At 75.9% G+C, this 7,567-nt stretch carries 6 protein-coding genes and 1 pseudogene; 1 reads left to right on the forward strand and 6 read right to left on the reverse strand.

The features are described 5' to 3' along the window. Positions 1–91: 91 nt before the first annotated feature. The 4 genes from FA014_RS16345 to FA014_RS16360 form a co-directional block, all read right to left on the reverse strand. Entirely contained in the window at positions 92–922 is an 831-nt protein-coding gene (locus tag FA014_RS16345; RefSeq protein WP_154730707.1) for a hypothetical protein, read from the reverse strand. After that, on the reverse strand, positions 912–1,115 hold the full coding sequence (locus tag FA014_RS16350; RefSeq protein WP_154730708.1) for a hypothetical protein: 204 nt from the start codon (positions 1,113–1,115) through the stop codon (positions 912–914). The genes FA014_RS16345 and FA014_RS16350 overlap by 11 nt, the downstream gene beginning before the upstream one ends. A 132-nt stretch (positions 1,116–1,247) precedes the next feature. Continuing rightward, complete coding sequence (locus FA014_RS16355) at positions 1,248–2,573, reverse strand: glycosyltransferase (RefSeq protein ID WP_154730709.1); 1,326 nt, start codon at positions 2,571–2,573, stop codon at positions 1,248–1,250. A gap of 64 nt (positions 2,574–2,637) precedes the next feature. Beyond that, entirely contained in the window at positions 2,638–4,833 is a 2,196-nt protein-coding gene (locus FA014_RS16360) for a glycoside hydrolase domain-containing protein (RefSeq protein ID WP_154730710.1), read from the reverse strand. A 200-nt stretch (positions 4,834–5,033) separates the two neighbouring features. Here FA014_RS16360 and FA014_RS20785 point away from each other — a divergent pair, with 200 nt between their 5' ends. After that, positions 5,034–5,711 (forward strand): DUF2510 domain-containing protein, encoded by a 678-nt coding sequence (locus FA014_RS20785; RefSeq protein WP_154730711.1) that lies wholly within the window; start codon positions 5,034–5,036, stop codon positions 5,709–5,711. Positions 5,712–5,750: 39 nt separating this feature from the next. On the opposite strand, the gene FA014_RS16370 is transcribed toward FA014_RS20785, so the two are convergent. Continuing rightward, positions 5,751–6,863 (reverse strand): NADH:flavin oxidoreductase/NADH oxidase, encoded by a 1,113-nt coding sequence (locus tag FA014_RS16370; RefSeq protein ID WP_154730712.1) that lies wholly within the window; start codon positions 6,861–6,863, stop codon positions 5,751–5,753. A 115-nt stretch (positions 6,864–6,978) separates the two neighbouring features. Beyond that, positions 6,979–7,567 (reverse strand): annotated as a pseudogene (locus FA014_RS20165) (hypothetical protein); the annotation flags it as partial.

Here is a 7,567-nt window from a genome sequence, read left to right on the forward strand (position 1 = left end):
CGACGCCGCGCGCGAGGAAGCCCGAGCCGTTCGAGTTCACGAAGACCTGCCCGACGTGCTCGATGGTGCTGCCGGGCACCGGGGTCTGCGACTACTGCGACTGAGCGGGCTCGAGCCGGTCCTGCTCGTCCGGCGGTAGCTGCGGCGCGGCCGGTCGCGATCGCCCGGGCGGTCGGACGTCGAACCCGAGGTCCGCGAGCGCCTCCGCCGCGCCCTCCGGGTCGTCCCGCACCGCTGCGCGGAGCTGAACCGCCCGCCACCGCGTCCGCCCGGCGCAGACGGCCGCACGCCAGCCGGGCCGGGTGTCCAGGCCGAACTCGCGGACCAGCATCTCCAGCACGTCCTCGAACGAGGGCCGGAACCGGTGCCCGCCGAGCGGGAAGTGCAGCGTCGACACCCGCGGTACCCGGCCGCGGCGCACGGCCGACGTGCGGGCCCTGCCGCGCAACCGGTGACCCGCGGCCATCATGGCGAACACCAGCTCGTCCCGGTGCCCGTGCACGTTGAGGTGCGCGGCGGGGACGTTGTCGTCGGAGGTCGCGTCGAAGTCGTAGCGGAACAGCGGCTCGTCGGTGCCCTCGGCCGCGACGGCGATCGACGACCGCCGCACCGCGAGGAACCGGCCGGTGTGGTCCCACGTGCACTCGAAGGAGGTGCGCAGCCGGAGCACGACGAGGCCGTCGACCGCCAGCGGGACGCCCGGGGTCGGCTCCTGCTCGACCACCAGGTGCCCCGGGAAGCCGGCCTCGGGCACGATCGCGAACGTCCCGACGCCCCCCGGCAGCACGCCGCGGAGCGTGCTCCGCAGGTCCTCCGCGAACCGCTCGGTGATCTCCCTCAGGGGCTCGTCGCCGCGACGTGCGGCCTCGTCGGCTGCGCCCGGCGGTGCGGTCCCCGGCCCGCTGCTCGGCTCACTCCTCACCGAGCAGCCTGCCGAACTTGAGGTAGCTCTCGTACGCCATGCGCTGCTCCGGCGAGAGCTGCCACGTCTCGTACCGCTCCTCGATCGTCTCCAGGTCGAGACCGATGCTCGCGAGCTCCTGCTCCCGCTTCTCCCGCATCTCCTCTGCGGACATGATGATGAGCCGGCCGTAGCTCTTGGGGATGACCTGCACGGTCGCTCCTCGACGTCGACGGACGGTCCCTCGGGGCGGCTGCCGGACCGACGCCGATCACGCTAGCCGCACCGCGCTCTGCGCTGTCCAGCCCCGTCTCCGCGGGCGCCGGAGCGCGGCGCTGCTCCGCGCTCACCCCCGTACGGGGACCACCGCGTCGACCGCCTCGAGGATCTTGTCCAGCACCACCGCGCGGTCGAACTGCAGCGCGAACTCCCGCGCCGCGTCGGCCCACTCCTCGCGGTCGGCGCCGGTGACCGCCAGCGCCCGGTCCAGCGCCGCCGCGATCGCCGCGGGGTCCTCGACCGGCACGATGATCGCCGTGTCGCCGACGGCCTCCGGGATGCCGCCGGTGCCGGTCGTGATGACCGGACCGCCGCCGGACAGCATCTTCTCCACGAGCGCGATGCCGAACGTCTCGACGAACTCCGGCCGCGGCTTGCTCGGCAGCACGTACGCGGCGGCGCCGGCCATGAGGTGCGGCTTCTCGTCGTCGGACACGTCGTCGAGGAACAGCACTCGGTCCGCGACGGGCGACGCGGCGGCGTGCGCGCGCAGCTGCGCCGCCTCGGGCCCGTTGCCGGCGATCACCAGGCGGTGCGTCGCCGGGGCGCTGCTGGCGGCGTAGCCGTCGATCAGGTCGTCCACGCCCTTGGCGGCGGCCAGCCGGGACAGGTAGAGGACGTACCCGTCCCGGTCCAGACCCCGCGCGCCGAGCACCGCGTCCGTCTCGGCGTCGTCCCGCGCGAGGTACTGCGCGACGTCGACGGCGGGGTAGGAGATCCGGACCCGCTCGCGGCACTGCGCGGCGAACGTCGTGCCGTGCTTCGAGTCGAGCGCCTCCGCCTCGGAGATGATCAGGTCGCGGGTGTACTCGGACACCGCCAGGCAGACGTCGTGCTCCAGGTAGGACGCGAGCACGTGCGCGGCGGCGCCGAACTGGTCGGCCTCGACGCAGGCGCGCACGACGTTGGTGACGTCCGAGCCGACCGCCTCCGCGACGGTCGTGACGTGCACCGGGAGACCGGTGCGCCGGGCGACGTGCACCGCGTCCGCGACCGCGGTGGCGTGCGGGCTCAGGTACAGCGACAGGGCCACCGTGGGCACCCCGTCGGTGAACAGCTCGACGAGCCGGCCGATGAGACCGGCGACCCAGCGGCCGTCCGGGACCTTGTAGTCGCCGACCGGTCCGGGCCGCTCCACCACCACGCCCTCCCGGTACGGGAGCACCCGGTCCAGCGGCTTGAGCGGCAGGCCGGCGGCCTGCAGCCGGTCGATCGGCCAGGTGACGATCCGGACCTCGTCGAACCCGCGGTCGAGCGCCGCCTCGGCGAGGTTCCGGGCCTCGCCCGAGTGGCCGCAGATCACCGGGTCGGCGCGCACGACGATCACCAGGCGGCGGTCGACCCGTCGCGCGGGGGCCGCGTCGGCGGTGGGGCTGAGGGTCGCGTCGGTCACGGCAGGCCTCCGGGAGGGTCGTGCGGAAGGGGTGGGGTGTGCGGGGAGCGCGGAGTGCGGGCCGTCAGGCGCGGGCGTTGTGCGACGGCGGGCGGGTGGCGGCGGTCCACGGCCCCGGCTCCGGGCCCAGGTCGACCTGCAGCCGGCCGCCGGCGTGCAGCTCGGTGCCGGTCAGCCACGTGCGGTCCAGGTCGACCCCGTCGAGCCGCACGCGCTGCACGTACTGCGCGGGACCGTCGGCCTCGGGTTCGACGAAGCCGCTGGTCTCGACGGTGAACGCCTTCCCGCCGACCTCGATCCGGGCCTCGCGCCAGGCGGGCGCGTTGACGAGGAACAGGTTCTGCCCGGCGACCGGGAACAGCCCGAGCGACGCCCACACGTACCAGGACGACAGGCCGCCCGAGTCGTCGTTGCCGGGAAGACCGCCGCGGCCGGTGCCGAACTGCTGCTGGGTCACGGCGTGCACGACCTCGGCGGTGCGGTCGGGGCGCCCGGCGTACTGGTAGGCCCAGGGCGCCTCCATGTCCGGCTCGTTGTTCAGCCCCTCGAACCGGTGCAGGCCGTACCCGGCGAGCATCTCGTCCTCGGTCGGTGCGAGGCCGGGCTGCTTCACCGGGTCGGCGCCGTAGCCGAAGAACCGGTCGAGCAGCCCCACGAAGGCCTCGTCGCCGCCGGCCAGGTCGATCCGCCCGGCCATGTCGTGCAGCAGCCGGAACGAGTAGTTCCACCGGCCGCCCTCGTAGAACGTCGAGTCGCGGAGCAGCCCGGTCGCCGGGTCGAAGGCGTTGCGCCACCGGCCGGCGAGCGGCGCGAACTGGTCGAGCAGCGCGCGGTCGCCGACCTGCCGGGCGATGACGGCGGTGCAGAAGTAGCCGAACGCCAGGTCCAGCGTGTGGCTGATCGGGTGCGTCCGGCCGTGCAGCAGGAACTCCTCGCCGTAGGTGCGGCGCAGGTCGTTGTGCAGGTGCACGAGGGCCCAGTCCCAGTCGAACGGCAGGCCGAGCGCGCACAGGTCGGCCAGGAACGTGTGCGCGAGCGCGCTGCCCTGCCGGGAGAACCGGTCCGCGCCCCGGGCCATCCGGTAGCCGATCGGGAAGTTCCCCTCCTCCTCGGCGATGTGCAGGATCGCGGTGGCGAGCTCGACGGCCCTGTCGGGGACCAGCGCCGTGAGCAGCGGCAGCTGGGTCCGGTAGATGTCCCACATCGTCGCGATGTCGTAGGCGAACGGGGTGTCGGTCGGCCAGAACGGGCTCTCGTCCGGCGCCAGGCACGGCTTGATCAGCGAGTGGTACAGCGCGGTCGACAGCACGGTCTGCTTCGCCGCCGACGGCGTGTCGACCTGGACCTTGCCGAGCTGCCGACGCCACTCGTGGGCGGTGCGGGCGCGCCGCTCGGCGAACGACGACGGCCCGGGCCCGCACTCGCGGACCAGGTTCTCCCGTGCCTGCGCCACGCCCCGCAGCGAGAACCCGAACCGCAGCTCGACGACCTGCCCCGGCTCGGTCGGCCCCGCCCACATCAGGCCGAACGGGCGCAGCGTCGTCGGGCGGATCCGGTCGAAGTCGAGGCGCGTGCCGCCCGGCATCAGCCGGCGGTCGTACCAGAGCAGCTGCCGCCAGTGCGGGGTGTCGCACTCGACGTGCACGGCCAGGGGCGCGCCCTCGACGGTGATCTCGCCCTGCGCGACGCCCGGCTCGACGGACTCCAGGTGCGCCCGCAGCGGCACGGTCCGGCCGTACGGGATGTCGAGCCCGCCGAGGCTCAGGTCGATCACCAGGCGCGCGTCGCGGTGCGCCGGGAACGTGTACCGGTGGACCGCCGACTTCGGGCCCACGGTGACCTCGCAGCGGATGCCGGAGTCGAGCGTCGCGGCGTAGTAGCCGGGCTCCGCGCGCTCGTCGGACACCTCCCAGAGCTGCCCCAGGTCGTCGAGCGGCTGCAGCATCGGGGTGACGCGCACGTAGTTGTAGTACTTGCGGATCGCCCCGGTGCCGGACTGCTGGAAGTGCGTGAAGCCCGACGCGCGCTGCGTGGCGTGCAGGGCGGGCGGCAGGCCCTCCGTCGACAGGTCGTACCGGCCGTAGCCGGTCGGGTACGCGCCGGAGTAGGCGCAGGCGCTGACCATGCCCAGCGGGTACGTCGCGCCGGGGTGCGTGTTGCCCACCTGCGGCTTGGGCCACCACCACGTGGCGGCGAGCCCGCTCTGCGGCGGCAGCGCGGTGGCCTCGGTCCCGATGAACGGGTCGACGTGCTCGAACACCTCGCGTCACCTCCCGTCGGGCCCGGCCGTCCGGCGCGTCGGCGCGACCGGTGGACGGGACCGTACGCGCGGAAGGTGTCCGGGGGGTTACGGCGCGCCAGCGGCTCCGGAGTGGCTGATGACGCGGTCGGCTGGTCCGAACGGGGGACCTGACCGACCTCGGAGTCATCACGGCGCCCCGACCCGCCGAGAGGGAGTGCATGACCGAGGCGCTGCCGCTCCCGCCCGCCGGGTGGTACCCCGACGGGGCGACGTCCGGGGTGCTCCGCTGGTTCGACGGCGCGGGCTGGACGGAGCACACCGCGCCGGACCCGGCGGCGCAGGTGACCGTGCCGCCTCCCGCACGGGTCCCGGCCGTGGAGCCGGTCCCGGACGCCCCGGTGCACCGCCCGCCGGGTGCCCACGCGGCGGCGGTCGCCGGGAGCCCGGCGCACGCGCGGCGTCCGGGCACCGGGGAGGCCGCGGCCGGGCCGAGCGGCCCCGTGGCACCGGCGAACCCGTACGCGCCCCAGGCCCCGGGCGCGGCGGCCGCCCTCGCCGGTCGGCCGTACGGCCCGGGGTACGCGCACGCCGCGCCGGCCGGGCCCTGGTACCCCGAGCCGGAGCGCGCCCGACTCGGTGCCGGCCCGCGGGACCCCGTGCACTGGCTGCTCCCCACGGGCCGGTCCTGGCAGTCGATCGTCGCGGGCTACGTCGGCCTGCTCGCGCTGCTGATCTGGCCGCTCGGCCCGTTCGCGATCTGGTTCGGGCTCTGGGCGGTCCGCCGGGGCGCGGTCGGTGGCCACGGGCGCGGGCGCGCCGTGTTCGCCGTCGTCGTGGGCACGGCCGCCACCGGCCTGCTCGCCTACGTGCTCGCCTCGGGTGCCCTGACCACCTGAGCACGGGCACGGCGGCAGGCGGATGCCGCGCCGTCCCGCTCAGCCCCAGGAGCCCCGGGCGTACTGCACCGGCCAGCCCGTCGGCTGGCCCGGCAGCACGGTGGCGGCGGCGTCCCCGGCGTGGTCGAGCGTCGGCGTCTTGTCGTCCAGCGCGTGCGCCGCGCGCAGCGGCCAGTGCGGGTCGAACAGCGCCGGCCGGCCGAGCATGACGACGTCGGCGGAGCCCTCGGCGAGCACCTGCTCCGCCTGCTCCGGGGTGGTGATGAGGCCGACCGCGGAGGTGGCGACCCCGGCGGTCTCGCGGATGGTCCGGGCGGCCGGCACCTGGTAGCCCGGGCCGACCGGGATCCGCGCGTGCACGTTGCCGCCCGAGGAGACGTCGACCAGGTCGACCCCGTGCTCCCGCAGCCAGACGGCGACCTGCGCGACGTCCTCGACGGTCAGGCCGCCCTCGGTCCAGTCGGTGGCGGACACGCGCACGAGCAGCGGGCGGTCGTCGGGCAGGACGGCGCGGACGGCGTCGACGGTGTCGAGCAGCAGCCGGGCGCGGCCGGCGAGGTCGCCGCCCCAGACGTCGTCGCGGTGGTTGGACAGGGGGGAGAGGAACTGGTGCAGCAGGTAGCCGTGCGCGGCGTGCACCTCGACCAGGTCGAACCCGGCGTCCAGGGCGCGCCGGGTGGCGGTCGCGAACTGCCCCGGCACGGCCGCGACCTGCTCCGCGGTCATCTCCTGCGGCGCGGCGTACCCGTCGAACGCGACGGCGGAGGGGGCGACGGTGTCCCAGCCACCGGCGGGCGCCGGCACCGTGCCGGCGCCCTCGCCGAAGCCGCGGTAGGTCGACGCCTTGCGACCCGCGTGCGCCAGCTGGACGCCGACGACGGCGCCGCGGCTGCGGACGAAGTCGGTGATCCGGCGCCAGGCCGCGACGTGCTCGTCGCCCCAGATGCCGACGTCCTCGGGGGAGATCCGGCCCTCGGGGACGACCGCGGTCGCCTCGGTGAGCACCAGGCCGAACCCGCCGACGGCGCGGGCGCCGAGGTGCGCGAGGTGCCAGTCGGTCGGTACGCCGTCCCCGGCGGCGGAGTACTGGCACATCGGCGCCAGCCAGACCCGGTTCCGGAACGTGGTGCCGCGCAGCGTCAGGGGGCTCATCAGGAGGCTCACGTGAGCATCGAACCGTGCGCGCGGGCCGCGTCATCCCGTCGCGCGGCACCCGTGACGCAGGTCACAGTGCGATCGGGTGCGGACCGCGGGTGCCCGAGGGGCGTCAGTGCGCGGCGTCGAGCCAGGCGAGCAGGACGTTGCCGGCGGTGAGCAGTCCGAGGACCAGCAGGCCGACGCGGAGCAGCCCGTCGCCGACGGCGCCGCGCGGCGCGGCGGCGGTGGGCCGGTCGGGCCCGTCCTCGTGCTGACCGGCGTGCAGCCCGCCGACCTCCCGGTTGGCGGGCTGCACGTACCGCGGGCCGCCCGCGCCCGGCCGGTCGTCCGGCGTCGGGGAGACCGCTCCGGGCGCAGGCCCGTCCTGCGGCGCAGCCGGGTCCCGCGGGGCCGCCGCGCGCGCGTCCGGCCGCCAGACGGCGGGCGGCCGGAACACGTCGTCCACCGTGAGCTGCTCCGGGCTGGCCGGCCCGCCGAGCTCGGCGGCCAGGTACTCGGCGACCAGCGTCACGTCCTCCGCGGAGAACACCGCCTCGAGCGCGGCCAGGTGGGCCGCGAGCTGCGGCTCGCCCACCGCCGTCGCCCCGCCCCGGACCGCGGTCGGGTCCAGGTCGCGGCCGGCGAGCGACACCACCGCGCGGACGGCCCGCCGGTGCGCCGGGGCGAGCAGCGCGGTGACCGCGCCCGCCGCGTCCGCG

It is taken from the genome of Cellulomonas hominis (genome assembly GCF_005239125.1).
In the GTDB taxonomy this organism is placed as follows: Bacteria; Actinomycetota; Actinomycetes; order Actinomycetales; family Cellulomonadaceae; genus Cellulomonas; species Cellulomonas hominis_A.

Bases quoted from the DNA above. Each gene is read 5' to 3' on its own strand.
- FA014_RS16370 (WP_154730712.1), bottom strand. From the start codon at position 6,863: ATGAGCCCCCTGACGCTGCGCGGCACCACGTTCCGGAACCGGGTCTGG.
- FA014_RS20785 (WP_154730711.1), top strand. From the start codon at position 5,034: ATGACCGAGGCGCTGCCGCTCCCGCCCGCCGGGTGGTACCCCGACGGG.